The sequence below is a fragment of the Nannocystis pusilla genome (assembly GCF_020073745.1).
Classification (GTDB): domain Bacteria; phylum Myxococcota_A; class Polyangia; order Nannocystales; family Nannocystaceae; genus Nannocystis; species Nannocystis radixulma.
In genome coordinates, this window is sequence record NZ_JAIRAU010000047.1 from 124,285 (window position 1) to 150,489 (window position 26,205).

Below are 26,205 nucleotides of genomic sequence, written 5' to 3' on the forward strand. Positions count from 1 at the left end.
CGTATCACTCAGGACATGTTCACAAGACCATGTCTCGAAGGACAGCACATCCCATGCCCCGCCGCGAGCAACTCGCCTCCCCGCCCCTCGCGCCCCTCGCCCTCCTGTTCACGGCCCTGGTCGCCGACCCCGCGCGCGCCGGCAACCCCGTCCGTCCGCGCACCCCCGTCGTCCACCTCGACGAGACCTGCCTCGTCACCCTCGATCGCGCCGTCACGCCCACCGCCGCGCTCGCGTACACGATCCCGCACGAGGACACCTGCGACCTCCCCCACGGCGCGCCGACCCACCAGTTCTTCGCCCTCTGCCGCGCGCTCGCCCCCGGCGAGTCGCTCCCGCAGTGGCTGTCCGAGCTCGACCTGCACGCCGCCCTCGCCACCGGCGTCCTCCTCCCGCCCGTCGGCCCCGCCGACATCGTCGCCCTCGCCCCCGAGTGGTCGGGCTGCATCACCCCGATCGCAGCCCCGCGCCCGATCGACTGCGAGGCCGCGCGCGAGCCCGTCCTCTGGGAGCTTCACGACATGTCCCCCGGGACATACGCGGTCGCGGCCTACACCTTCCACCCGCCCGCCAACCTGTGGACCCCGCGCCGCGGCCTGTTCCGGATCGTCGACAGCGCCGCCGGCGAGCTGCCCCCCGCCGCCGCGTTCGCCAACCGCGAGACCTTCGTGTACGACGGCGAGGCCCTCGACCTCCAGGTCTGCGTCGGCGCCGAGCCGGGCGCCACCGTCGACCTCGCCTACGCCCTGCACGCCGCCCCGGACACCTGGTTCCCGATCGCCGCCGACCTGCCGATCGCCGGCGATCGCCTGCACGTCCCCTGGGACCCGCCCCCCGAGCTCGCGGCCACCGAGCTGCGCCTGCGCGTCGACATCCGCGACCCCTCCGGGCGCACCGCCACCGCCGTCGCCCCGGAGCTCGTCCACGTCCTCGCCGTCCCCGGCGAGAGCGCCGAGCCGACCGTCCCCGACCCCGACCCCGGCATCTGCCACGCCCCCGGCCCGGAGCTGCCCGCCGTCGACTGCGAGGAACGCTCCGGCGCAAAAGGACAGGTCTCTGAAGACATATCCCTCAGGACATCCTGCCATCTCGCCGCGGCCTGCCCGCCCCCGCTGCTGGCCCTGCTCCTGCTCGTCCGCCGCCGGCGCGCCGGCGCGCCACGAAAATAGTTCGACGGCACCCGCCGGTGCCGGGGACTTCACAGGTCATGACCGCCTCGCGCCCCGCATTGCTCGCCCTATCCCTCCTCCTCGTCACCACGGCCCCCGCCTGCGTGCTCACCCCCGAGCTCATCGGCGAGACGCTCACCGAGGGCGGGGACTCCGCCGCGACCATCTCCGCCAGCACCGAGTTGACCGTCACGACCCTCACCGGCGCCACGGACATCGGCGCCACCACGGAATCCATCGCCAACCCGAACCCGCTGCTCTACGGCCAGCCGTGCGAGCTCATCGCCGAGGCGTGGGAGGAGACCGCCGACCCGCCCGACGGGGACGAAGTCCTCCAACCGCAGGCCACCGCGCTCTCCTCGAGCGAGCGATGCGCGTCCGGCATGTGCCTCCTGACCTACGACGACCCGCTGCCGGTCGATTGCGAGACCCACGCCGACTGTGGCAAGCCCGAAGCCGTCTGCTCCGACGCCGGCCAGTGCATGCTCGCGCCCGCGTACGTCGCCGACCACACCCGCTGCACGCAGGCCTGCGAGACCGCGGCCGACTGCCCAGACATCCCGGGTTGCCAGACGGGCGTCTCCTGCGCGATCGCCAGCCGCCTCGGCGAAAATTGCTGCCAACCCGTGTGCGCGTGCAACGACCACCTCAGCGTCAGCCGCAGCGAGGAGCTCGCCGCCATCTGCGCGGCCAATCCGCCCGGGTGCGACTGACGAGCGCCACCCAGCAGGCAGCCGAGGACCGCGTGCCGCCGCCGCTCGACCTGCACTCCCGGACATGTCCCCGACGACATGCCATGCCCTCACGCGGCACGAGCGCGCGACCCACATGCACTCCTGGACATGTCCCCGACGACATGTCCCCTCGCGCCGCTCGCCCGCGAACCCCCCAGCCCCCGGCCCCGCGCCTCAGCGCGGCAGGAGCCCGGCCGCTCGCCCGCGCGCGCGCAGCTCGGCCAGCGCCGCCGCGCCCTCGGCCCCCATGTCGCGGGAGAACTGATTGACGTAGAGGGCGATGTGCTGCCGGCACACCTCGTCGCTCAGCTCCTGCGCGTGCGCCTTGACGAACGGCCACGCCGCGGCCGGGTCGGCCTCCGCCGCCGCGATCGAGCGGGCGATCCCCTCCTCGACCGCGCGCACCTGCCAGGCCGGCAGCGAGCGGTGGGCCGCGATCACCCCGAGCGGCAGCGGCAGCCCGGTGGCCGCCTCCCACACCTCGCCGAGGTCCGCCACCTGCACCAGCCCGTGGTCGCGGAACACGAACCGCGCCTCGTGGATCACCAGCCCCGCGTCGACCTCGCCGGCCGCGACCGCCGGCATGATGCGATCGAAGCGCATCGGCACCACCGTCGCCGACGCCGGGGCGAAGCAGCGCAGCAGCAGGTGCGCGGTCGTGTAGGCGCCCGGGATGGCGATCTTGCGCCCCGCCAGTTCGCCGAGCTCGCCCGCCGCGCGCGCGACCACCAGCGGCCCGCAGCCGCGGCCCAGCGCCGCACCTGTCCGCAAGACCATGTAGTTGTGCTCGACCCAGAACAGCCCGTGCGCGCTCAGCTTCGTCACCGGCAGCGGCTCCTCGCCGGCCAGCGCGCGCTCGTTGAGCGCCTCGATGTCGGCCAGCCACGGCAGCGGTCGCAGCCCCGGCACGAACTCCGGCACGCGCACCAGCGCGTCGAACATCCACGTGTCGTTCGGACACGGCGAGAACCCGATCGCCAGCGGCTCGCTCGCGCTCATCTCACATCCCCCAATTCGCGGCCTCCAGCCGCCTCAGCGCCTCTTGCACCCCGGTCACCGCGCGCGGCAGATCCCAGCCGCCCGCGGCCCGTCGTCCGGTCCGGTTGCTGACGCAGCGCAGCTGGACCCACGGCACGCCCGCGCGCCCGCACGCCCACGCCACCGCCGCGCCCTCCATCGTCTCGACCGTCGCCCCCGTCAGGGTCGCCAGCTCGCGCGAGCGCGGGTCCGTCCCGCTGCACGCGCTGACCGTCGCCCCGCGCACGATCGGCGCCGCGAGCACCCGGGCCGCCGCCGCCGAGCGCTCCGCGTCGGCGTGAAACGGCCCGTTCGACCCCAGCCCCAGCCGCGACAGCGGCAGAAACCCCTCGTCGGTCGCCACCCCTTCGTCGGCGAGCCACTCGTCGCCGACCAGGCACACGTCGCCGACGTCCAGCCTGCTCCCCGGGCCATGTCCCTCGGGATAGGCGCCGCAGACCCCGAACAGCAGCACCCACGCCGGCCGGCGCCTGTGCAGCGCCTCGCTCATGGCCACCGCCGCGGCCACCTTGCCGACGCCGAGGCGCAGCGCCGAGGGCAGCCCGCGGCCCTCGACCTCGGCGGCGCAGACGAGCAGCGGCGGGGTCACGACCACACGATAGCGCACCTCGACGCGCGACCCACCGGTGACGCCCCGACCGCCGCGATTCGGGGAGCAATTTCTTAAACGCACGGTCAAACGTCCGCGGCAACTACTTACTCGCGCGAGTAAACATCTCGGGCCTTCGCGAGCCTCGCCGCCAAAGCCCACCGAAGACCCCCGAGGCCTCGTCGCCGCCGATCCTGCGCACTTCGGTGCACGCGTAAAACGGCGTGCGCAGCGGCCTTCGCAGGCATCTCCGTCAGCTTGGGAATGCTTGTAACGCTGGCCTCGGGTGCGCTAACTAGGCCGCGAGTCTGGTCGATGACACAAACCAACACGGCAGCATTCGTCCGCGTCGAAGGCATCCTGCTCGCCCGCGGCGTGCTCAGCGCGGCGGCCTACCTGGCCGGCAACGCCAAGAAGTTCGGCGAGCGGGCGCTGCGCCTCGGCCTCGTCGGTCTGGCCGCCCCGGTCCACCGCCTGCTCGGCCAGACCGACCGCGCGCTGGCCCACCGTCTGGCCCACCTCGCCATCCGCGGCATGAGCCGCGACCGCGTCGAGGTCCTGTGCGAGGAGTACGCCGAGGATGTCCTGAAGGACACCATCCTCGATCAGGGCCTCGAGCTGCTCAAGCGGCTGCAGGCCGAGGGGCGGCGGGTCGTGCTGCTGTCCGACAGCATCGAGCCGATCATGAAGCCGCTCGCGCGGCACCTCAAGCACTACGACGAGCTCGCCTACAACCACATCGAGTTCGAGGACGACGAGGCCACCGGCAGGCTGCTCGATCCGGTCATCGGCTCCAACGTCGGCGGCCGCTGGCTCGACGACTACGCCGCGGCGCACAAGCTCGAGCTCGCCCGCTGCTCCGCCTACGGCGCCCACGGGCCCGACATGCTGCTGCTCTCGCGCGTCGGCAAGCCGTGCGCCGTCAACCCCGACTTCGTCCTGCGCCGCAGCGCCAAGGACGCCGACTGGCCGATCATCGACTATCGCGACTGACCTTACGGACAGGAACCGGAGGACACCCGTGAACACGCCGCTCTCGATCAAGCACTGCTACGCCGGCCGCCACGTCTTGCTGACCGGCGTCACCGGCTTCCTCGGCAAGGTGTGGCTGGCGATGGTGCTGCAGCACGTGCCCGAGATCGGCAAGATCTACGTGCTCACCCGCAAGAAGGCGCTGCGCCCGGCGGCCGACCGGTTCGAGCGCCAGGTCCAGACCTCGCCGTGCTTCCGCCCGCTGCACGAGAAGTACGGCGCCGACATGAGCCGCTTCGTCAGCGAGCGGGTCGAGGTCGTCTCCGGCGACGTCTCGCTGCCCGACATGGGCGTCGAGGATCCCGAGGTGCTCGCCCGCCTGCGCCGCGACATCGACCTCGTGGTCAACTGCGCCGGCCTCGTCGACTTCGACCCCGACCTGCGCGACGCCATGACGACCAACGTCGACGGCGCCCGCAACGCCGCCAACTTCGTCGCCGCCTGCGACAAGGCCGTCCTCCTCCACATCTCGACCTGCTACGTCACCGGCAAGAAGAACGGCAAGATCGCCGAGGACATCCGCCCCGACCTCGCGCCCAGCGGCGACGCCTTCGACGTCGAGGCCGAGAGCGCCGACATCCAGGCCAGCATCGACGCCATCCTCGCCGACCACGAGTCGGCCGAGATGGAGCGCCGCGCCCACGACGACGCGATCAAGCAGATCCGGGACAAGGGCGGCGACGAGAACAACGCGATGCTGGTGCGCAACACGGCGCGCCGGATCAAGCGCAACCTGCTCAAGGACGCGATGGTCGCCGAGGGCCAGCGCCGCGCCGCCCGCTGGGGCTTCACCAACATCTACACCTTCACCAAGAACATGGCCGAGGCGTGGATCGCCCGCCGCCTCGATCCTGGTCGCTGGGCCATGTTCCGCCCGGCCATCGTCGAGAGCTCGATGAGCTACCCGTTCCCCGGGTGGAACCAGGGCTTCAACACCTGCGGCCCGCTGAGCTACGCGCTCGGCAGCTGGTTCCGCCACCTCCCGTGCAAGAAGGGCAACCCCTTCGACATCATCCCCGTCGACTACGTCTGCCGCGGCATGACCGTCGCCGGCGCCGCCCTCATGCGGGGCGAGCACGCGCCCGTGTACCAGTGCGGCAGCTCCGACCTCAACCTGCTGACCATCGACCGCGCCGTCGAGCTGGTCGCGCTGGCCCACCGCAAGCACCTGCGCACCCGCGGCGACACCACCCTCGACCGCGTCCTCAAGTCGCGCTGGGACGCCATCGCCGTCACGCCCGACCACCCGATGCGGATCGAGAACGTGCGCAAGATGACCGAGTCGGTCGACGAGTGGCTGCGCGACCCGCCGAAGGACTGGCCGGAGTTCATCCGCCGCCGGCTCACCGACTTCGCCGAGCACACCGAGGACGCCCTCGAGGCGATCGACAAGATCGAGCGCATGTGCGAGCTGTACATGCCGTTCATCCACGACAACCACTTCGCGTTCTACACGCGCAACCTGCTGCGCCACCCCGTCGTCGAGCCCGAGTGGGACTGCGACCCGCGCAGCATCGACTGGCGCCACTACTGGATCGACGTGCACATCCCCGGGCTGCGCAAGTGGTGCTTCCCGCTGTTCGAGAACAAGACCCCCGAGAGCTACGCCCCGCGCCACCCCTTCCGCCTGCGCTCGCCCGAGGCCGCGCCCGCGCCCCACGCCGAGGTCGTCTGACACCATGGCCATCTTCCTCACCGGAGCCACCGGATACATCGGCTCGTACGTCGCCGCCGGCCTGCTCGACGAGCACCCGAACGAGCGGCTCGCCCTGCTCGTGCGCGCCAAGGATCCCGCCGAGGCCGAGCAGCGGCTGTGGAAGTCCATGCAGCTGCACATGGACTTCCCGCGCTTCCTCGACCTCGTCCGCACCCGCTGCGACCTCTACCTCGGCGACCTGACCTTCCCCGGCCTCGGCCTCGAGGCCGGCGCGCGCGAGAAGCTGGTCCGCACCATGGACTCGGTCATCCACTGCGCCGCGTCGCTCAACCGCAAGTCGTCGAAGTCCTGCTTCAACGTCAACCTGCGCGGCACCCTGAGCGTCCTCAAGCTCGCGCGCGACGCCCAGGACCAGCACGGCCTGCGCCGCTTCACCGACATCAGCACGGTCGCGGTCTCCGGCGAGCGCAAGAGCGAGGTCGTCACCGAGGACAACACCGTCGACTGGGACAAGTCCGACTACGACCCGTACGCGCGGACCAAGAAGTTCTGCGAGCACATGCTGCACGAGCTCCTGCCCGACGTCCCGGGGCTCGTGCTGCGGCCCTCGATCGTCCTCGGCGACAGCCGCTTCCCCGAGACCACCCAGTTCGACATGGTGCGGGCGTTCGTCATGCTCGCCAAGCTGCCGGTCTTGCCGTTCCACCCCGACTGGCGGCTCGACATCGTCCCGGTCGACTACGTCGCCAAGGCGATCGTCACCCTGCACCAGCGCGACAAGCTGGCGCACGACGCCTACAACCTCAGCTCCGGCACCGCCTCGCTCACCTACCGCCAGGTCGTCGACGCCATGCGGCGCGCCGGCCACCCGGTCAAGCACCGCTTCGTCCCCGGCCTCAACGGCGCGTTCAACCGCGTGGTCGAGACCGCCTCCAACACCCCGCGCAACTGGGGCGTCTCGCTCCCGGCCTCGCTGCTCAAGGTGTTCCTGCCCTACCTCACCTTCGACACCGTGTTCGACAACCGCCGGGTCGTCGACGCCCTCGGCGAGGCGCCCGCCTCGTTCGATCGCTACGCCTACGGGCTCTACCGCTTCGCGGTCGACCACAACTTCAGCTACCCGTACAAGCCCTGGCCCGGCGGCGCGCAGGTGCGGCAGGTGGCCTAGCCCTTCGAACATGTCCAAGAGCGCACCCGTCAAGAAGACCACCAGCAAGATCTGGGACAAGGTCAAGGAGGTCGTCGACCCCGACCGCGCCCTCCAGGCCACCGTCGCCGCCGCGATCGAGGGCGTCGCCGTGCGCCACGTGCTCGGCATGTCGCCGGAGACGTGGGAGCCGGGCAAGCCGCTCAAGCTGCTGCTGGCCGGCTACGTCGGCACGCGCAACACCGGCGCCGACGTCCGCGTCGAGGAGATGATCCGCCAGCTGCGCCACGTCGTCGGCGACGACGACCTCGAGCTGACGATCATGACCGTCGATCCCAAGCTGACGCGCGGCTACTTCCGCGCCGTCCACCAGATCGAGCTGCCGGCGGTGTTCCCCAAGTTCATCGCCCAGGAGTGCCCCAAGCACCACGGCGTCATCGCCTGCGAGGGCTCGATGTTCAAGTCGAAGTTCTCGAGCGCGCTGACCTGCTTCATGGCCGGCTCGCTCGGCCTCGCCAACGCCGAGAACAAGATCAGCGTCGGCTACGGCGCCGAGGCCGGCAGCATGACCCCGGGGCTGCGCGACTTCGTGCGCGACGCCTGCAAGAAGTCGCTGGTCATCTGCCGCAACGAGCCCTCGCGTCAGGTCCTGGGCGAGCTCGGGATCCGCACCACCTCCGGGGCCGACACCGCCTGGACCTTCGACCCGGCGCCGCTGTCGCGCGGCGCTCAGCTGCTGCGCGACGCCGGCTGGGACGGCCGCCAGAAGGTCCTCGTCGTCTGCCCGATCAACCCGTTCTGGTGGCCGGTCAAGCCCGACCTGCTCAAGTACGCCGCCTACAAGCTCGGCGGCCAGTACAAGCACGAGCACTACAGCGCCTTCTACTTCCACCACCACAGCGAGGCGGCGGAGAAGAAGTACAACAACTACATCCAGGCCCTGGCCGACGGCGTCAACGCCTTCGCGCAGGAGCGCGAGTTCTTCACCATCCTCGTCGGCATGGAGCAGCTCGACCGCCACGCCTGCGAGGACCTGCTGCCGCGGCTCGACCGCGGCGGGTCGCTGTTCGTCAGCGACGAGCACGACATGTTCGACCTCGTCAGCGTGCTGCGCAATTGCAGCATGATGATCAGCTCTCGCTTCCACGCGATCGTCACCTCGATGCCGGGCCTCGTGCCCTCGGCCGGCGTCACGATGGACGAGCGGATCCGCAACCTCATGAACGATCGCGGCCACCCGGACATGTTCTTCGAGGTCGACGAGGACGACCTCGGCGAGAAGCTGCTGCACACCCTGCGCCGGCTGTGGCGCGACGCCGACGCCATCAGCGCCGACATCGCCCGCGCCGTCCCGGCCCAGCTCAAGCTCATGGGCCAGATGGGCATCGACTTCATGGACGAGGTCGTGCGCGTCTACCCGCAGTTCCCGCGGCGCGACCTCCCGCGCACCTGGGACGCCCACCTGCCGCCGCTGCCGCCGGGCGTGCAGCGCCTGCTGGAGCGCCACGCATGAGCGACAACTTCCTCGACGTCATCCACGCCGCGGTCCAGAAGACCCGCGAGGAGCACCTGCTCATCGAGCTCCACGGCAAGGAGCGGCGCCCGACCTCGGCCGCGCAGCTGCTGCACCTCGTCGCCCACGCGCGCGGCTCCCTCCGCCGCGCCGGCGTCAAGCCCGGCGACCGCGTCGCCCTGCTCGCCCCCAACTCCGCGCGGTGGGTCGCGGCGGACCTCTCGATCCTGTTCGAAGGTGCGATCGTCGTCCCGCTCTACAGCCGCCAGGACCCGCGCGAGCTGGCCGTCATGGTCAAGGACTGCAGCCCGGTGCTCGTCATCGCCGACGGCCCCGAGCTCGCCGCCGGCCTGCGCGGCGCCTGGCCCGAGCACTGCCCGATCGAGGACCTGCGCGACGTCCTCCGCGGCGACCCGGTGCACGAGCCGCCGCGCCCGGTCGCGCCCGCCGATCCGGTCACCATCATCTACACCTCCGGCACCAGCGGCGAGCCCAAGGGCGTCGTCCTCACCCGCGCCAACGTCGACTACATGCTGCCGCAGACCCGCAGCAGCGTCGACCGGATCACCGGCGGGCAGCGGGCCGACAAGGTGTTCCACTTCCTGCCGTTCTGCTTCGCCGGCTCGCGCGTCATGTTGTGGACGCAGCTGTACCGCGGCAACCCGCTGCTGCTGTCGACCGACCTGCAGAACCTCGTCGCCGAGATGGGCGCCGCCGATCCGCACTATTACCTCAACGTCCCCGCCGTGCTCGAGCGGATCAAGAACGGCGTCGGCAAGAAGATCGCGGAGCGCGGCGGCGTCGCCCTCGCCCTCTACCAGCGCGGCCAGGCCGCCTTCCGCCGCCGGCGCGAGGGCAAAGCTGGCCTTGGGGACAGGCTCACCCTCGCCCTCGCCAAGAAGCTCGTCTTCAGCAAGATCAAGCAGCAGGTCGGCCCCAGCCTCGAGTTCCTGATCTGCGGCTCGGCCGCGCTCGCCGAAGAGACCCAGTGGTGGTTCGAGCTGGTCGGCGTGCAGGTCTACCAGGTCTACGGCCTGACCGAGACCACCGCCATCGTCACCATGGACACCCCGGGCGGCGTGCGCCCCGGCTACGTCGGCCACGCCATCGGCGGCTGCGAGCTCAAGCTCAGCGACGAGGGCGAGCTGCTGGTCCGCGGCCCTGGCATCTTCGCCGGCTACTGGGGGCGCGAGCAGGCCACCGCCGAGGCCATCCGCGACGGCTGGTTCCACACCGGCGACCAGTGCGAGCTCGACCACACCGGCAACCTGCGGATCATCGGCCGCGTCAAGAACATCCTCGTCCCCGAGTCGGGCCACAACATCGCCCCCGAGCCGATCGAGGAGAAGTTCATGACCGCCTGTCCGCGCGCCGAGCAGTGCATGCTCATCGGCCACGCGCGCCCCTTCCTCGGCATCATCGTCCCCGGCGACGTCCCGAAGGAGGACATCGACGCCGCGCTCGAGGTCGTCAACGCCAGCGTCCCGCACTACAAGAAGATCCGCGCCTTCATCCGCGTCGCCGACCCGTTCACCATCGAGAACGGCCTCCTCACCGCCAACCAGAAGCTGCGGCGCCGCGCCGTCGAGCAGCGCTACCGCGCCGAGATCGACAGGGCTTACGCGTCATGATCGACTGGACCTACGACAGCGGCGTCTACGAGCTCACCCTCGCCACGCCGCCCTGCAACGAGATCGGCACGGCGATGCTCGCCGATCTGCGCCGCTTCATCGACCAGATCGATCGCGACGCCCACACCCTCATCCTCCGCAGCGGCCTGCGCCAGGGCTTCTGCGCCGGCGCCGACCTGCGCGAGCTCTACCGCGGCCTGAGCGACGTCCCGGCCGAGCAGCACGCCCCGCTGCTGCGCAAGTTCATCGACGAGATCCACGGCGTCATGGACGACCTCGACATGCTGCCGCTGACCACCGTCGGCGTCGTCCACGGCGTCTGCTTCGGCGGCGGCTTCGAGCTCGCGCTCACCTGCGACGTCCTCATCGCCGAGAAGTCGGCCCGCTTCTGCTTCCCCGAGCTGCGCCTCGGCATCATCCCCGGCTTCGGCGGCATCCCTCGTCTGCGCCGCGACGTCGGCAACGGCCTCATCCGCGACCTCCTGCTCAGCGGCCGCAGCATCAACGCCAAGAAGGCCCAGGCCGCCGGCCTCGTCAGCCAGGTCGTCGCCGGCGGCGAGGGCATCACCGCCGCGCGCGCCCTCGCGGCCCAGACCGCCAAGTTCGATCCGACGGCGCGCAAGGCCGCCAAGGCCTTCATCAAGAAGCTCCCGACCGACGAGCTCCTCGCCGAGCGCGAGCTGTTCGTCCGCCTCGCCCAGGGACCCGCGCTGCTGGCCGCCCTCAAGCGCTTCGTCGAATCCACCGACCTGCGGCCCTACCTGCCATGAGCCTCCTTGTTCCACATCGGCGCGGAGCCTCGAGCTGCGGCTTGTCTCCGCGCAGTCGCGGGGCTTCGAGCTGCGGCTCGTCTCTTGTTCCGCGCCGGCTTGGGGTCTCGAGCTGCTCCTCTCTTGTTCCGCGCGGGCTTGGGGTCGCGAGCTGCAGCTCCTCTCTTGTTCCGCGCCGGCTTGGGGTCTCGAGCTGCGGCTCCTCTCTTGTTCCGCGCCGGCTTGGGGTCTCGAGCTGCTCATCTCTTGTTCCGCGCCGGCTTGGGGTCTCGAGCTGCGGCTCGCCTCTTGTTCCGCGCCAGCGCGGGGCCACGGAGACCCGGGTGGGTCGGCCCGGGCGCGGCGGAGCGGGTCCCTCGCGACGCGAGACCTGCCATGCCAGGTGCTCGCCGGCGATATCTTGCTCTCCGCTTTCCGAAGGTTCTCTCGCCGTCTGCGCGCCAGGCATGGGGCCCCTCGCTGCGTCCCACTCCGCCGCGCCCGGGCCGACCCAGACGATCGTCGAGCGGCCCCGCTCATCACCGCTCGCCTGTCCCTTCGGTCCTGCTTCCAGGAACCTGTCTGAACGAGCAGGAGCGACCATCTCCGCCTCACGACAAGCGGGACCCGCCACGACCTCTGCTCTCTCGCTCGACGCGACCATCTCCGCCTCACGACAAGCGGGGCCCGCCACGCCCTCCGTTCCCTCGCTCGACGCGACCATCTCCGCCTCCCGACAAGCGGGGCCCACCACCGCCTTCGCTCTCTCGTTTGAAGCGACCGCCTCCGCCTCACGACAAGCGGGGCCCACCACCGCCTCCGCTCTCTCGTTTCAAGCGACCACCTCCGCCTCACGACAAGCGGGGCCCCCTACAACCTCCGCTCTCTCGCTCGAAGCGATCATCTCCCCCTCACGACAAGCGGGGCCCACCACAATCTTCTGGGGCGGCCTCGCGGCGGCGGAGTGGGACGCAGCGAGGGGCCCCATGCCTCACGCGCAGACGCGGGATCAATCATCGGACATGCCCCATCGGCCGTCCGCGTCGAGCATGTGGCATGGCAGGTCTCGCGTCGCGAGGGACCCGCTCCGCCGCCGCGAGGCCGCCCCTCCCCGCTCCCCGCGGCCCCGCGTCTCCGCGCACGCGACTCCCGATGCCTCTCGCCCGAGCCGCTCACCACGGCCCCGCGTCCCCGCGCACGCGAGCCGCTCCCCACGGCCCCGCGTCCCCGCGCACGCGATTCCCGATGCCTCTCGCCTGAGCTGCTCCCTACGGCCCCGGGTCTCCCCACACGGCGCCTGATCTCCGCGTCCCGACAGCAGAAGCCCGCAGAACACTGAGAGCACATCCGATGAGCGACACTCTCGACACACTCATCCGTCTCGCCGCCAAGCGCTTCGGCGCCGACCCGGCCAAGCTCCGCGCCGAGGACGACCTGTTCGAGCGCCTGGGCATCGACAGTTTTCAGGCCGTCGAGCTCATCTCGGACGTCGAGGACGAGTTCGACGTCGAGCTGCCCGACTACGAGCTTCAGGCGATCAAGACCTTCGCTGCTCTGGCGCAGAAGATCGACGCGAGGCGCTGATGCTCGACCTGGGAAAGCTGTCCTGCCTGGGCGAGGCGCTGCGTGACGCCACCATCACGTACAAGAGCCGCGTCGCGCTGATCGAGGCCGATCGGCACCGCGAGAATTCGCGCCACACCTTCGCCGAGCTGCGGACGCAGGCCGAGCGGTTCGGGGCTGGTTTGCAGGTCCACGGGTTCGGGCCTGGCGATCGTTGTGCGATCGTCATGCAGAACCAGTCGAAGTGGCTCATCGGCGCCACCGGGGCCTTGTGGGCCGGCGCCGTCCTCGTCCCCATCGACTACAAGTTGACCGCTCCCGAGCAGCACGCCTTGCTCGCGCACTGTCGGCCGCGGGTCGTGCTCGCCGAGTGGCCGGCGTGGGACAAGCTGCAGCGCGAGGATCCCTCGATCTTCGAGCGCACCCTCGTCATCGTCACCGAGGCGCCGGAGGGCGCCAACGTCGGTCGGGCGCTGCGCTGGGAGGACCTGCCCCAGGGGTCAGGTTTCACCTTTCACGCGCGGGCGCGCGAGGACGTCGCCTGCATCGTCTACTCCTCGGGCACCGGCGGGGCGGCCAAGGGCTGTCAGCTGTCGCACCGCAACTATTTGGCGCAGGCCGAGACGCTCGGCAACCTCTACCCGCTGAGCGAGGGTGATCGTTACTTCTCGATCCTCCCGACCAACCACGCCATCGACTTCATGTGCGGCTTTTTGCTCGCGCTGATGATGGGCGGCGCCGTCGTCCACCAGCGGACCTTGAGGCCGGCCTATCTGGCAAGCACCATGAAGAGATACGGCATCACGCACATGGCGCTGGTGCCGACGATCCTCAAGACCCTCGAGAAGAAGATCAAGGACAAGATCGCCGAGCTGCCGAGTTGGCAGCGGCTCGTGCTCGACGGCCTCATGGACATCAACGAGTACGCCACGCGGCAGGCGCCGAACCACGGGCTGAGCAAGACCTTGCTGGCCCCGATCCACGAGTACTTCGGCGGCAAGCTGCGGCTCATGTTCTGCGGCGGCGCCTTCGTCGACCGGCAGAGCGCCGAGTACTTCAACCGGCTCGGGTTGCCGGTCGTCATCGGCTACGGCCTCACCGAGGCCGGCACCGTCCTCACCGTCAACGACCTCAAGCCGTTCCGCGGCGACAGCGTCGGCAAGGCGGTCGAGGGCACCGAGATCGAGCTGCGGGACGTCAACGAGAGCGGCGTCGGCGAGGTGTGGGTGCGCGGCCCCACCGTCATGTTGGGTTATCTGGACGCGCCCGAGCTGACGCGGGAAGCGCTCGTCGATGGTTGGCTGCGGACCGGCGACCTCGGCACGATGGACGCTGCCGGGCACCTCAAGCTGCTCGGTCGCAGCAAGAACATGATCGTCACGGAGGGCGGCAAGAACGTCTATCCGGAGGACATCGAGGCCGCCTTCGGCGACATCGACGACTGCGAGGAGTTCTGCGTGTTCGCGGCCAACTACATCTGGCCGACCGGCAAGATGACCGACGAGCAGCTGATCGTCGTCGTGCGGCCCAAGGCCGGGCTCGACGAGGCCGCGCGGGCCGACGTCATCGACGCCTTCCGCAAGCGCAACCGCCAGCTCGCCGACTACAAGCGGATCTCCGCCTACGTCTTGTGGGAGCGCGAGTTCCCGCGCACTGCCTCGCAGAAGATCAAGCGCGACCCTCTCGCCCGCGAGCTCAAGCCGCTCGGCCGCGCCCTCGCCCTGCGCGACCTGTAATCGGCCTCCGGGGCCTGATAGGCTGCACCCATGCACGATCCGGCCGCACTCCTCGCAGTCGTCAATCCTGCCGCCGGCGGCGGCGTGTGCGGCAAGCGGGCCCCGGCGGCCGTCGAGCGGCTGCGGCAGTCGGGCGTCAAGGTCGACGTCGTCGAGACCAGGGCGCCCGGCCAGGCCACCGACGTCGCGCGCGAGGCGGTCGCCGCCGGGCGGCGCCACTTCATCGCCGTCGGCGGCGACGGCACCAGCTACGAGCTCATCAACGGCATCTTCTCCGGCGCCTTGCCCGCGGGTGAGCGGCCCTCGCTCGGCATGCTGCCTCTCGGGACAGGCAACTCCTTCCTGCGGGACTTCACCGACCAGGGCGCCGAGTACGCGATCGAGGCCATCATCGCCGGCAAGACGCGCCCGTGCGACCTCATCCGCTGCACCCACACGCGCGGCGCCCTGCACTTCATCAACATCTTCAGCATCGGCTTCGTCGCCGACGTCGGGGCCACCCGCAACCGCAGCTTCTCGAGCCTGGGCGAGTTCGGCTACACCCTGAGCACCGTGCTGCGGGTGGCCGCGCTGCGGCCGTACACCTTCCCGATGCAGATCGATGGCCAGCCCGAGGATCGGGAGCCGCTGACCTTCCTCTCGTTCAACAACAGCCGCTTCACCGGCGGCAAGATGATGATGGCGCCCGACGCCAACACGCGCGACGGTCTGCTCGACATCATCCGCGTCGGCCGCCTGGGCCGCGTCGGGCTCCTGCGCACCTTCCCGAAGATCTTCAGCGGCACCCACGTGCAGCACCCGGCCGTGCGCTGCTACCAGGCGCCTGGCCTCGACCTCCGCCTCGCCGGCGACATCGACGTGATGGTCGACGGCGAGATGATCAAGATCAACCCGCGGCGGCTGGAGGTCGTCCCGGCCGCGCTCGATGTCCGGACGTGATCGTCATGGTGTTCAAGTTCATCAAGAAGGCAGCTCAGGTCGTCTACTCCGCCGTCGTCTGGACGGTCTCGTTCGCGTGGATGGGCGCCGTCGCCGTCACGTGGGCCGCCGTGTCCACCGTCGTGCCCTCGCGCAAGACCCACAACTACATCGGCGGCCCCGGCATGGGTGCCGTCCTCAAGATCACGCTGAGCCGCGTCGAGATCATCTACGACCCCGAATTCGACCCCGAGCGACGCGGCGTGTTCATGCAGAATCACGTCAACCTGCTCGACGCGCACGCCGCCTGCGCCTCGATCCCGCACGCCTTCTGCGGGCTGATGAACGCCTGGCAGTTCAAGATCCCGATGTACGGCTGGATCATGAAGCTCGCCGACGGCATCCCGGTGCCGAACGGCTCCAACCGCTACCGTGCGATCGCCGAGGCCGCGCGCGACCGGGCCAAGAAGGGCATCTCGATCCTCGCCTTCCCCGAGGCTCACCGCACGCTCGACGGCAAGGTCGCCGAGTTCAAGCGCGGCGTGTTCTGGATGGCCCGGATCGCCGGCCTGCCGGTCATCCCGCTGGCCACGCACGGCATGTACGATCTGATGCAGAAGGGCTCGTACTTGCTGACGCCGACGAAGATCACGATCTACGTCGGCGCGCCGATCGAGACCCGGGGCCTGTCCGACGCCGAGCTCGCGCAGGTCATGGAGCGGACCCACAAGATCATCGCCGACTTCGCCGAGCGCGGCATCGTGCCCGGGCGCACGGCCCCGATCCCCTCCGACGTGACGCCGATCGCCTCCGGCGCGTGATCGTCAGCGGTCGGCCCCCGTCGTCGATCGGGGTCGGTCGATCCTCCGTCTGCATCTCGCGGCGGCGAGCATGTGGGCTTGGGTGTCATCGCTGCCGCGGCGCTCGTCATTCGCGAGCGACCGCGGCAAGATCGTTGCGAGTTTCTTTGCAGGTGCACGCCGCGTCGATCCTGGTGTGTGTCACGGACGCACGAATGCGAGCGCGTACGTGACCGGACAGTGGTGCGCCGGACACTTGCGTCCGGATCGCGACCTCCTCGCTTGCGCTCCACATTGACCTCGATCATGCAGTTCGGACAGGAGATGATGAGCTCATGACTCGTGGGATCTGCCTTTTGCTCATCGGTTCGGTGGTGGCGTGTGATGTCGTGGGGAGCGCCGACGGAACAGCGATTTCGGCGCGCAACGACGCCGACAACGGCATCGCGTTGAATACCGCGCAGCTCAACGGCTGGAACCTCAACGGCATGCGCGTGAACGGCACCGCCCTCAACGGCATGCGCGTGAACGGGTGGAACCTCAACGGGTGGAACCTCAACGGCATCAGCCTGGTCGGCAGCAGCTTCTCTGCCACGCATGACGTCGACGGCACACCCGTGCCCGTCAGCGGCGACGATCTGATCGGTTCGGTGCTCACGCTCGAGGGCGGCGACACCACCTTCGTCCTGCGCTTCGACGACATCTATCTCGACCCGGCCGACCCGAACGGCGACGTGTGGTTCTACGACATCTCGGTCCAGGACAACGAGACCAGCCAGTGGTCGAGCCTCTGCAACGACCACAACGGTCAGCCGACCCAGGCGATCGCGATCGCCAACTGGTGGAACCCCACCACCGGCGCCCGGGTCGACGATCCCACGGCGGTGACGTTCGCCTGCCGCGACGCCGTGCTGGCCAAGTGTGTCGAGTGGGGCTACCGCCCGTGGGCGACCGTCGGCGGCGTCGGGCTCGCCGATCACCACCAGGCGTGCACGCGACTGGCCCGCGCCGACTACTGCGGCGACGGCACCCCGCACACCTTCACCGGCACGCCGATCGACGTGTTCGACGCGCTCACTCCGGCGATCCAGAGCCCGGCCACCCTCGATCGTCAGAGCTGGGGCATCGAGGCCGAGTGGGGCCCGAACGGCGCCGTGTGCATCGGCGACCAGCTGCGCCTCAAGATGTACGACGACAACGGCGTGCCCTACGACTTCCCGGGCTGCTTCGACGCCCTCGACGACATCAGCGGCTGCGGCGACTTCGACAGCAGCCGCGGCGCCCTCCTCGCCGACCGCTACTGCGACGTGTGGGAGAGCGACCCGGGCGCCTGCGCGGCCGCCACGTACTAACCTCTGGCGAACGCCAGCAGGTCGGCGTTCAGCTGGTGCTGGTGCGTCTGCGCCAGCCCGTGCGACCCGCCGGCGTACACCTTCAGCGTCGCGCCCTTCACCAGCTTGCTCGACAGCGCGGCCGAGCCGGCGAAGGGCACCATCTGGTCGTCGTCGCCGTGGATGATCAGCGTCGGCACCGCGAAGCGCTTGAGGTCCTCGGTGAAGTCGGTCTGCGAGAACGCCTTGATGCAGTCGTACTGGCCCTTCAGCCCGCCCATCATGCCCTGCAGCCAGAAGCTGTCGCGCATGCCCTGCGACACCTGCGAGTCGGGGCGGTTGGCGCCGAAGAACGGTCCCGACAGGTCGCGGTAGAACTGCGAACGGTCGGCGGTCACCCCGCGACGAATGTCGTCGAAGGCCGTCAGCGGCAGGCCGTTCGGGTGCGTCGGCGACTGCACCATCACCGGCGGCACCGCGCCGACCAGCACCGCCTTCGCCACGCGTTCCTGGCCGTGACGGCCGATGAAGCGCGCCACCTCACCGCCGCCGGTCGAGTGCCCGACCAGGATCGCCTGCTTCAGGTCGAGCGCCGCGAACAGCTCGGCGAGGTCGTCGGCGTACTGGTCCATGTCGTTGCCCTGCCACGGCTGACTGGATCGCCCGTGACCACGGCGGTCGTGGGCGATCGCGCGGAAGCCATGGTCGGCCAGGTACATCATCTGGGCGTCCCAGGCGTCCGCCGTCAGCGGCCAGCCGTGACTGAAGACCACCGGCTGCCCCGTGCCCCAGTCCTTGAAGTAGATCGTCGTCCCGTCCCTGGTCGTGATGTGCGGCATCGGCCTCGTCTCCCCGCGCACACTGTAGTGCAGGGTCGCGCCGCGCGAGCCAGGACGCGCGCCCGCGTCACCGCGGACCTGCATCACGACGGGGGTCGTCGACCCACAGCCGGCTCTGCGCGTGCCCCGCGATCGCGTGACGATCGAAACTGACCTGTCCCTTCAGACACATGCGAAGAATGCGAGCGCCGAGCACTCTCACCAGCGGTCGTCGCGATAGGAGCTCAGCCCCAGGTCCTCGATCCTGCGGATCGGCGGCGCCGGCTCTTCGGGCGGAGGCGGCGCATCGAGCCGCGAGAGACGCAGCCCCCTGTAGGTCCACTCGATTCGCCACCCACGCGCGGCGAACACCGCGGCCTCGTCGGCGCTCCGGGCCCCGTCGACGAACCTGCCCGCGACGTACCACGACGGCGTGGGGACGCCCTGCTCCGGAACGACGGCGAACGCGTCCTCCTTGAGCCACCGGCACGCCAGCGCTGCGGGGAGCCAGCGCACCCCCCAGCTCTCCACGGCGAGGATCTCCAGCGCCGCGGCGCACACGATCGGCGCCTCGGCGTCGGGTCCGTTGGCCGGGACCGGCACGATGAACGCCGCCAGCCGAGGATCGCCGCGGACGTGCTCGAGCGCGGACCGGCTCGTCTTGCACGCGTCGGACGAGAACATCGCGATCTTGTCGGGGCCGATCACGCGCCACGGCGACAGGAACCCGCGCAGCACCGGCGCCAGGGCCACCGCGACCATGCAGCCGAGCAGCCAGGCGCCGAGGTGAAACAACCACGCGCGACTCATCGTCGCTGCCCTCGCTGCTGCAACACCGCCAGCAGCCGCGCCTTCCGCTCGCGGAAGAACCTGTGCAGGCGCTGCGCCTCGGCGGGCATCGAGAGGAGGTCCGGCGGATCCGGGGCCGCGAGGAGGTCCGTCAGCTCCGCACGCTCGCGCGCCTCGTCCTCCGCGCTGGGCCGACGCGTCGCGTGCGTCACCTTGTCGGTGATCCGCAGGCCGGACGGGTGCGCGAGAAAGACGTCCCCGGGCACCTCGAGCTGCGCGCTCGCCAGCCCCGGCAGGCGACACTCGACGTACGCCCGACACGGCGATGCCTCGCCCGCGAGCACGAGCGCCTCGATCCCGAGCACCCGCCCGCGTCGATCGGGGTCGAGCCACAGCGAGTACTCGACCCGGCAATTCGCGTCCTCCGGCAGCTCGTGCAAGCGCGAGATGCACGCCCGCTTGTCGGCGGCGAGCAGCTCCGGATCGTGGAGCTGCAGCAGCAGGGGCAGCCATTGCGTCTCGCCGTGGAGCACGTAGCGATCGAGCGGGAAGACCACGTCGGCGGCGCGGAACTCTGGCGCGTCGGTGCCCAGGCTCACCGTCGTCGGCTCGGGGGTCTCGGACGCGGGCGGCGTGCGCGGCTGCGAGTTTGCCACGGCGATCCCCAGCATCAGCCCCGAGGTCAGCGCGGCCCCGGCCAGCCCCGTGAGAACCGGCTGCCACCAGCGCATCAGCGCGCTTCCCTGGCGGCCCGGCTATTCCGCCGCCAGCGGCGCGCCGGTGTCGTCGTCGCGGGCGGGAGGGCGATTGGTGGCACTGTCGGCACGGACCGTCCCCAACGACGGTCGCGCGACGAGACGTGAATTGCAAGGCGAATCTCCCGGGGCGAGGGCGACCCGCCCCGATGGACCCCCTGGTGATGTCCCTGACCACAGGTCGATGTGGCTTTACCGTCCTGTCCCAAGAGACATGTGATGGACAGGTTGGCGCCCGCGAGCTCCGTCGCACAGCAGGCCGATGCGAGCAGTACGACCTCGCCGGCCGCGCAGGCGGGTGTCCGGAAATGGGACGGCCGGTGCCGGAACCGGACACGCCGCCGGGCACGCCCGGGCCAAGGCTACGAGATCATTGACGGCACGGCGATTGCCAGACGATGTCCGGGGGCCGGGCGAGCACGTGTCTGACCTGACTCAAGGGACACACCCGGGCCTGCGCCGGCGCGAACAGCGAGAGGACCGCGAAATGCCCGTCAACATGGAGAGCGCACCGAGCCCCGGCTTCGCCGGCCGCATGCATTCGTTCGTGGGTCGCGTGACGACGGAGGACCGCCATGTCCGCGCTGCTTAGGGACCTGCGCTTCGCGCTGCGCACGCTGGGCAAGAGCCCGGGCTACGCGTGCGTGGCGATCATCACCCTCGCGGTGGCGATCGGCGCCAACACGGCGATCTTCAGCGCCGTCAATCGCGTGCTCCTCAAGCCGCTGCCATTCGCCGACCCCGAGCGGCTGCTGTACATCTACGAGAGCCGCCCGGAGCTCGGCATGGTGACGCCGTCGTACCCCAACTACATCGATTACCGGGACGGCAACGCCTCGTTCGACGCCGTCGGGGCGGTCACCATGTCGAACATGACGGCGACCGGACGCGGCGAGCCCGAGCGGTTGAACGTGGAGTGGTACTCGCAGAACTTGCTGCCGATTCTGGGCGTCGAGCCCGCGCTCGGCCGCAACTTCCTGCCCGAGGAGGACGTGCCGAACGGCAAGAAGGCGGTCCTGCTGTCGCACAGCTTCTGGACGCGGCGCTTCGCCGCCGATCCCGAGGTCATCGGCAGTCCGATCACCCTCGACGGCAGCGACTGGACGATCGTCGGCGTCATGCCGCCCGGGTTCCAGTTCGCCTTCCATGTCGACAAGCACATCATCGCCCCGCTCGGCACGCGGGCCGAGGAGGAGGCCTTCCGCCACCGCGCCGCGGTCCTGGCCCTGTTCACGGTCGCGCGCCTGAAGGACGGCGTGACCCTCGCCCAGGCCACGGAGGACATGAACGCGCTGGGCGACGGCCTGGCGCGCAGATTCCCCGGCGAATACGGGCAGGCGAGGCCGGTTCTCGCCGACCTGCAGGCGGAGGTCACCCAGGAGCACCGCGGCTGGCTGATGATGATGATGTGCGCGGTGGTCTTCGTGCTGCTGATCGCGATCGCCAACGTCGCCAACCTGATGCTCGAGCGGGCGATGCGGCGCCAGAAGGAGATGAGCGTGCGCGCGGCCCTGGGCGCGGGGCGCTGGCGGTTGATCCGCCAATTGCTGGTCGAGAGCTCGCTCGTCGCGCTGCTCAGCGGCGGGCTCGGGCTCCTGCTGGCGCTGTGGGGCGTCGACCTGCTGACCGCGGCGCTGCCGCAGAGGCTCGGGCTTGCGATCTTCGGGCCGATCGCGATCGACCGCACGGTGTTGATATTCACACTGCTGGTGGCGAGCGGCACCGGACTGTTGTTCGGGCTGGTGCCGGCGGTCTACGCCTCGCGCCAGGACCTCGCGCAGGCGATCAAAGAGGGCGACCAGCGCGCGACCTCCGGGTCCCGGCACCTGCGCGCGCGCAGCTTGCTGGTCGTCGGCGAAGTGGCGCTGGCGCTGATGCTGCTGGTCGCCGCCGGGCTGACGATGCGCGGCCTGGCCCGCCTGCAGTCGGTCGACCTCGGCTTCGATGCGACCCATGTGCTGACCGCCGCCGTCCCGGTGACACCCGAGCACAACGCGACGGCGGCCCAGCTGCGCATGTTCGTCGGCGAGCTCCAGCGCCGCGTCGCCGCGCTCCCCGGCGTCACCGCGGTGAGCCTGCAGGCGGGCGCGCCGTTCATCGGCGCCCACCACGACAACTTCCTGCCGCTCGACGATCCGCGCCCGATCCTCAGCGGTCCGGTGTCGGTGGTGTACTTCGTCGACGTCGGCGGCATCGAGATGCTGCGGAACCGGCTGCTGGCGGGCCGCACGTTCGGCGCCGAGGACACGCCCGAGGCGCCGCCGAAGGTCATCATCGACAAGGTGCTCGCCGACAAGTTCTTCCCCGGCCAGGACCCGGTCGGACAGCGGCTGCGCGACCGACTCAGCGAGCAGCCGAGCGTCGAGATCGTCGGCGTCGTCGACCACGTGAAGCACTACTCGCTCGACGACTGGGAGGTCGCGCCGTACCAGATGTACTACCTCTATTCGCAGGTGCCCGACAAGCTGCGGCAGGGGATCTCGGGGTTGACCCTGCTGGTGCGCACGCAGGGCGAGCCGGGCGAGCTCGCCCCGCAGGTCCGCTCGGCCGTCGCCGAGCTCGACCCGAAGCTGGCCGTCCACAGCATCGACACCTACGAGAAGATCATCGGCACGACGCTCGAGTCGCCGCGGTTCGTCCTCCGCCTGCTGACGATCTTCGCCGGGCTCGCGCTGCTGCTGGCCGCGGTCGGACTCTACGCGGTGATGTCGAACGCCGTGGCCCAGCGGACGCACGAGCTCGGCGTGCGCCTGGCCCTGGGCGCGCAGCCGCAGGCGGTGGTCGCCCTCGTCGTCCGCCAGAGCGCGCGGCTGATCGCCATCGGCCTCGTCGTCGGTACCGCCGGCGCGCTGGCGCTGTCACGGGTGCTGGCCTCGACGCTGCCCGACCTCGGCAACGCCGACCCGCTGACCTTCACCGCGGTGGCGCTGATCCTCGTGGTCGTCGGGTTGACGGCGACCTACGTCCCTGCGCGCCGCGCCACCCGCATCGATCCGATGGTGGTGCTGCGCCACGAATGAGCGCGCTCGGGTGAGCGCGAGACCGCGTGATCCGCCGGCCTTGAAGAGCATGTCCTGGACGACATGCTCGATCGGTCCTCGCCGCCGCCGGCTTCGACTCCGGCGCGCCGCCGGGCTCACAGCGAGCTGCAGTGCCAGGCGGGGTAGCCCCGGTTGCCGCGATCGAAGACGTAGAAGTAGCGCAGGAATCCGTCGGCCCCGGTGAAGAACACCTCGCTGTGGTTGCGCGGAGGCGAGAACACCATCGCCACGTCCTTGACCGGGCCGGCGGCGGCGAACGTGACGTCGTCGCGCTTCCACGCGCCGCCGTCGACGTAGGCGTAGACCGGGCGCCCGTCGTCGCGGACGAACACCAGCTCGCTGTGGCGGGCCGGCGAGCAGGTCGCGGCGAGTTGCCCGCGGGTGCTGCCGAAGCTGCTGCTGTCGTGGTGCCACGCGCCGCCCTCGACGTAGAAGTAATGCACCTTGCCGTCGGCGCCCGCGGCGAACACCTCGCTGTGGTTGCGCGCCGTCGAGAACACCGCCGACACTGCGCCGACCTGGCCTGCGGCCGCCAGCGAGTCGGCGTCGTGGTGCCACGCGCCGCCGGTGACGTACGAATAGATCAGGCGGCCGTCGGCGCGGACCCAGAACACCTCGGAGTGGTTACGGGCCGGCGAGAACACCGCCGATACCGCCCCGCCGACCGCGCCGAAGCCCTCGCGGTGGTGATGCCACGCGCCGCCTTCGACGTACGCATAATTGAGCTGGCCGCCGGTGCCGGCGAAGAACACCTCCGTGTGGTTGCGGGCCGGCGAGAACACCGCCGACACCGCGCCCGTCGCCGGGCCGAGCGTGTTGGCGTCGACCGTCCAGCCGCCGCCATGGACGTAGAAGTAGCGCAGGCGACCGTCGCTGCCGCGGGCGATGGCCGCCGCGTGGCCGCGGTTCGGCTCGTAGACCGCGCTCACCGGGCCCGAGAAGGGCGCGCCGTCGCCGAGGTGCGTGGTGTCGAAGCGCCAGGCGCCCCCGTGGACGTAGGCGTAGCGCAGGCGGCCGTTGACGCCGACGTGGAGCCCCTCGGCGTGGCCCCGCGCGCTCGAGTAGACCGCCGCGATCGCGCCGACGTCGCCGACCGTCCTGGGCCGCTCCGGGGCCGTCGCCGGGATGAATTGCCACTTCTGGTTCTCGCCATGGTGTGGGGTCCACAGCTGCACGGCGACCCCGTCCTGGCCGATCGTCTCGGTCGGCGCGTCGAGGCTGCGGCAGGCGATCGCGACCACGAGATCGATCGGGTTGGCGATCTGGTACTTGCGTTCGTCGACGCGGTTGATGTGCCACAGCTGCTGCGCGTTCGGGAACGGCGTGATGATGTTCTTCGGCTGCGCCTCGCGGTCCCACACCAGCACCGGGTAGCCGTTGAGGCCGCGGCGGTTGCCGTCGGCGTCGAGGTAGAGGCCCGTGCGCGCGTGGCGGATCCGGAACACGTTGGGGTGGAGCGGCGTCCGGTCGCACTCGCTCGGCAGGACATCCTCGAGCACCCAGATCTGGTCGATCGAGGCGTCGACCGGGAGCTGCTTGACCTGCGCTCCACTGTCGCCCTCGCCTGGGCTGAGGCTCAGCGCGCGCCCGCTCTGCGCGTTGACGATCCGGTAGGCCCCCACCACGTACTTGTCGCCCACCTTCGGCAAATCGATCGGTTGATCACCCGACATATCCCCGCTGTCTCCTTTGCATCGGACGCGCCGCCGCCTGAGGCGCGGTCTGCGTCGCGGTGCATCGTCCGCCGCGACGCCGACGAACGCCATCCGCGATGGCTCGTAGGACACCTCTGACGATCCTCGTATCCATGGCCGCGCGGCGCGGATCCGTGCTCGATGCGCGACCTACACGCTGCAATCGACGCCGAAGCCCGCGAGCGCGGCCTCAGGTCGGCGTGAGGCGGAACATGCCCGACTGGCTGGCCGGCCGCAGCTTGGCCAGCAGCGGCTCGACCTCGCGGCTCAGCGCCTGCTCGTCGGCCTTGCCGATCGAGGCGCCGCACGACAGCAGCGCGAACGCGACGTAGTCGTACATCATCTCGCGCACCAGCACCTCGGGCTCGCCGCCGAGGGTCCGGCAGGTGTTGGTCGCGTTGCGGTCGATCATCTGCCCGTTGAACCCGCCGTGCTCGAACGGACCTGCCCCGCGGAACAGGTCGTCGTAGGACCCGCGGGCGAACCCCGCCATCGCGTTGCGGAACACGGTGCCGCGGCCGGCCATGTCGGCGCGCTGGTGGATCGCCCGCAGCGCCGTGTTGGCCAGCTCGACCGCCTCGGCCGCCCCGCCGCGCAGCCGCGGCGGCAGGATGATCACGTGCTGCGACTGCGTCAGCTGGAACAGCATCTCGGTGACCTGGAACTCGCCGAGCCCGGTCGAGCGGCCCAGCTGCTCGACGCTCTGCACCCCGTCGAGCGCGTTCCACAGCGGCAGCAGCTCGGTCCCCGGGGCCACCGCGCCGGGCCGCTTCTTCGGGATGTACTGCGACGACGGGATCCACGGGCGGAAGTAGCGGATCCCGTCGAGCCGCACGATCAGGTGCATCAGCAGCGACGTCGCGCTGTGGACCTGGCGGAACGGCAGGCGCGACTCCTCGTAGCCGTCGAGGAACGCGTACAGCCCGTCGTCGGCCATCAGCACCGCGAACACGACCTCCTCGACCTGGCGCCCGAGCAGGCTCAGCACCTGCTCCTCGGTCAGCGCCCCCATCGCCACCGCGGCCACGCCGAAGCGCTCGCCGGTCTTGCGCGCGCGCACCAGCACGTCGCCCAGGACGTCCTCGTGGACCGCGCCGAAGCGGTAGGCGATGTTGCCGAGCAGCTCGTCGCCGGCGTCGGACTGCACGCCGACGATCGACCCGTGCTCGAAGAACAGGCTGCGCGAGTGCTCCGAGTCCTGCACCACCAGCTCGCCGCGCCAGCCGACCTGCGCGAGCAGGGCGATCACGTCGGCCATCGCGCCTGGCCCCGTGATCTCGCCGGCGATCCGGACCACCGCGCCGTCCTCGCGATCGCGGCGACCGTCGGCGCCGACGTAGCGCATGAACACGAGGTGGCGCGGGGACGGCATGATGCGGAACGCGCCCTCACGGGTGCGCATCCGCTGCGTCGCCACCTCGCCCAAAGGATGCGCCGCGCCCGTCCCGTCGATCCAGACCAGCTCGTCCTGCGCGTGCTTCATGCTCGGGGCCGCACTGTA

The 26,205-nt window shown here is 70.5% G+C and carries 21 protein-coding genes; 14 read left to right on the plus strand and 7 right to left on the minus strand.

Going from position 1 to position 26,205, the window contains the following annotated elements; all coding sequences use genetic code 11:
• Positions 1 to 53 precede the first annotated feature (53 nt).
• Complete coding sequence (locus tag K7C98_RS33640; RefSeq protein WP_224195937.1) at positions 54 to 1,169, plus strand: hypothetical protein; 1,116 nt, start codon at positions 54 to 56, stop codon at positions 1,167 to 1,169.
• A 38-nt stretch (positions 1,170 to 1,207) separates the two neighbouring features.
• Positions 1,208 to 1,882 (plus strand): hypothetical protein, encoded by a 675-nt coding sequence (locus K7C98_RS33645; RefSeq protein WP_224195938.1) that lies wholly within the window; start codon positions 1,208 to 1,210, stop codon positions 1,880 to 1,882.
• Positions 1,883 to 2,077: 195 nt separating this feature from the next.
• Here K7C98_RS33645 and K7C98_RS33650 read toward each other — a convergent pair whose 3' ends face one another.
• Both K7C98_RS33650 and mqnB read right to left on the minus strand, forming a co-directional pair.
• A complete protein-coding gene (locus tag K7C98_RS33650) occupies positions 2,078 to 2,902 on the minus strand; it encodes a 1,4-dihydroxy-6-naphthoate synthase (protein WP_224195939.1) in 825 nt (274 codons plus the stop codon).
• A 1-nt stretch (position 2,903) separates the two neighbouring features.
• Complete coding sequence (gene mqnB, locus K7C98_RS33655; protein ID WP_224195940.1) at positions 2,904 to 3,530, minus strand: futalosine hydrolase; 627 nt, start codon at positions 3,528 to 3,530, stop codon at positions 2,904 to 2,906.
• Positions 3,531 to 3,845: 315 nt separating this feature from the next.
• Between mqnB and K7C98_RS33660 the strand changes: the two genes are divergently transcribed.
• The 11 genes from K7C98_RS33660 (at position 3,846) to K7C98_RS33710 (ending at position 17,628) form a co-directional block, all read left to right on the plus strand.
• Positions 3,846 to 4,523, plus strand: a complete 678-nt coding sequence (locus K7C98_RS33660) for an HAD family hydrolase (protein WP_224195941.1) — start codon at positions 3,846 to 3,848, stop codon at positions 4,521 to 4,523.
• 28 nt (positions 4,524 to 4,551) lie between these two features.
• A complete protein-coding gene (locus tag K7C98_RS33665; protein ID WP_224195942.1) occupies positions 4,552 to 6,237 on the plus strand; it encodes an SDR family oxidoreductase in 1,686 nt (561 codons plus the stop codon).
• Positions 6,238 to 6,241: 4 nt separating this feature from the next.
• Positions 6,242 to 7,387 carry an SDR family oxidoreductase gene (locus tag K7C98_RS33670; protein ID WP_224195943.1) on the plus strand — a complete coding sequence of 382 codons (1,146 nt, stop codon included), beginning with the start codon at positions 6,242 to 6,244 and terminating at the stop codon, positions 7,385 to 7,387.
• A gap of 10 nt (positions 7,388 to 7,397) precedes the next feature.
• Positions 7,398 to 8,879, plus strand: a complete 1,482-nt coding sequence (locus K7C98_RS33675) for a polysaccharide pyruvyl transferase family protein (RefSeq protein WP_224195944.1) — start codon at positions 7,398 to 7,400, stop codon at positions 8,877 to 8,879.
• Positions 8,876 to 10,510, plus strand: coding sequence for an AMP-dependent synthetase/ligase (locus K7C98_RS33680; protein WP_224195945.1), 1,635 nt, complete (start codon positions 8,876 to 8,878; stop codon positions 10,508 to 10,510). The genes K7C98_RS33675 and K7C98_RS33680 overlap by 4 nt, the downstream gene beginning before the upstream one ends.
• Positions 10,507 to 11,280 (plus strand): enoyl-CoA hydratase/isomerase family protein, encoded by a 774-nt coding sequence (locus tag K7C98_RS33685; RefSeq protein WP_224195946.1) that lies wholly within the window; start codon positions 10,507 to 10,509, stop codon positions 11,278 to 11,280. The genes K7C98_RS33680 and K7C98_RS33685 overlap by 4 nt, the downstream gene beginning before the upstream one ends.
• A 1,329-nt stretch (positions 11,281 to 12,609) precedes the next feature.
• A complete protein-coding gene (locus K7C98_RS33690; protein WP_224195947.1) occupies positions 12,610 to 12,843 on the plus strand; it encodes an acyl carrier protein in 234 nt (77 codons plus the stop codon).
• Positions 12,843 to 14,558 (plus strand): AMP-binding protein, encoded by a 1,716-nt coding sequence (locus tag K7C98_RS33695; RefSeq protein ID WP_224195948.1) that lies wholly within the window; start codon positions 12,843 to 12,845, stop codon positions 14,556 to 14,558. The genes K7C98_RS33690 and K7C98_RS33695 overlap by 1 nt, the downstream gene beginning before the upstream one ends.
• Before the next feature lie 30 nt (positions 14,559 to 14,588).
• Positions 14,589 to 15,497: a diacylglycerol/lipid kinase family protein gene (locus K7C98_RS33700; RefSeq protein ID WP_224195949.1), complete on the plus strand. Its 909-nt coding sequence runs from the start codon at positions 14,589 to 14,591 to the stop codon at positions 15,495 to 15,497.
• A 5-nt stretch (positions 15,498 to 15,502) separates the two neighbouring features.
• Positions 15,503 to 16,297: a lysophospholipid acyltransferase family protein gene (locus K7C98_RS33705; protein ID WP_224195950.1), complete on the plus strand. Its 795-nt coding sequence runs from the start codon at positions 15,503 to 15,505 to the stop codon at positions 16,295 to 16,297.
• 314 nt (positions 16,298 to 16,611) lie between these two features.
• The gene (locus K7C98_RS33710) at positions 16,612 to 17,628 is read left to right on the plus strand and encodes an ADYC domain-containing protein (RefSeq protein ID WP_224195951.1); all 1,017 of its coding nucleotides are present in this window, start codon (positions 16,612 to 16,614) and stop codon (positions 17,626 to 17,628) included.
• Here the strand turns inward: K7C98_RS33710 and K7C98_RS33715 are convergent.
• The 3 genes from K7C98_RS33715 to K7C98_RS33725 all read right to left on the minus strand — a co-directional run bounded on the left by K7C98_RS33715 (position 17,625) and on the right by K7C98_RS33725 (position 19,945).
• Positions 17,625 to 18,446, minus strand: coding sequence for an alpha/beta fold hydrolase (locus K7C98_RS33715; protein ID WP_224195952.1), 822 nt, complete (start codon positions 18,444 to 18,446; stop codon positions 17,625 to 17,627). The two genes, K7C98_RS33710 and K7C98_RS33715, sit on opposite strands and share 4 nt — an antisense overlap.
• A 198-nt stretch (positions 18,447 to 18,644) precedes the next feature.
• Complete coding sequence (locus tag K7C98_RS33720) at positions 18,645 to 19,235, minus strand: hypothetical protein (RefSeq protein WP_224195953.1); 591 nt, start codon at positions 19,233 to 19,235, stop codon at positions 18,645 to 18,647.
• Positions 19,232 to 19,945 carry a hypothetical protein gene (locus tag K7C98_RS33725; RefSeq protein WP_224195954.1) on the minus strand — a complete coding sequence of 238 codons (714 nt, stop codon included), beginning with the start codon at positions 19,943 to 19,945 and terminating at the stop codon, positions 19,232 to 19,234. The genes K7C98_RS33720 and K7C98_RS33725 overlap by 4 nt, the downstream gene beginning before the upstream one ends.
• A gap of 599 nt (positions 19,946 to 20,544) precedes the next feature.
• On the opposite strand from K7C98_RS33725, the gene K7C98_RS33730 reads away from it, so the two are divergent.
• On the plus strand, positions 20,545 to 22,989 hold the full coding sequence (locus tag K7C98_RS33730) for an ABC transporter permease (protein WP_224195955.1): 2,445 nt from the start codon (positions 20,545 to 20,547) through the stop codon (positions 22,987 to 22,989).
• A gap of 116 nt (positions 22,990 to 23,105) precedes the next feature.
• On the opposite strand, the gene K7C98_RS33735 is transcribed toward K7C98_RS33730, so the two are convergent.
• Both K7C98_RS33735 and K7C98_RS33740 read right to left on the minus strand, forming a co-directional pair.
• Positions 23,106 to 24,650, minus strand: coding sequence for an RICIN domain-containing protein (locus tag K7C98_RS33735; protein ID WP_224196206.1), 1,545 nt, complete (start codon positions 24,648 to 24,650; stop codon positions 23,106 to 23,108).
• Between the two features lie 244 nt (positions 24,651 to 24,894).
• A complete protein-coding gene (locus K7C98_RS33740) occupies positions 24,895 to 26,187 on the minus strand; it encodes a DUF4388 domain-containing protein (protein ID WP_224195956.1) in 1,293 nt (430 codons plus the stop codon).
• Between the last annotated feature and the right edge of the window lie 18 nt (positions 26,188 to 26,205).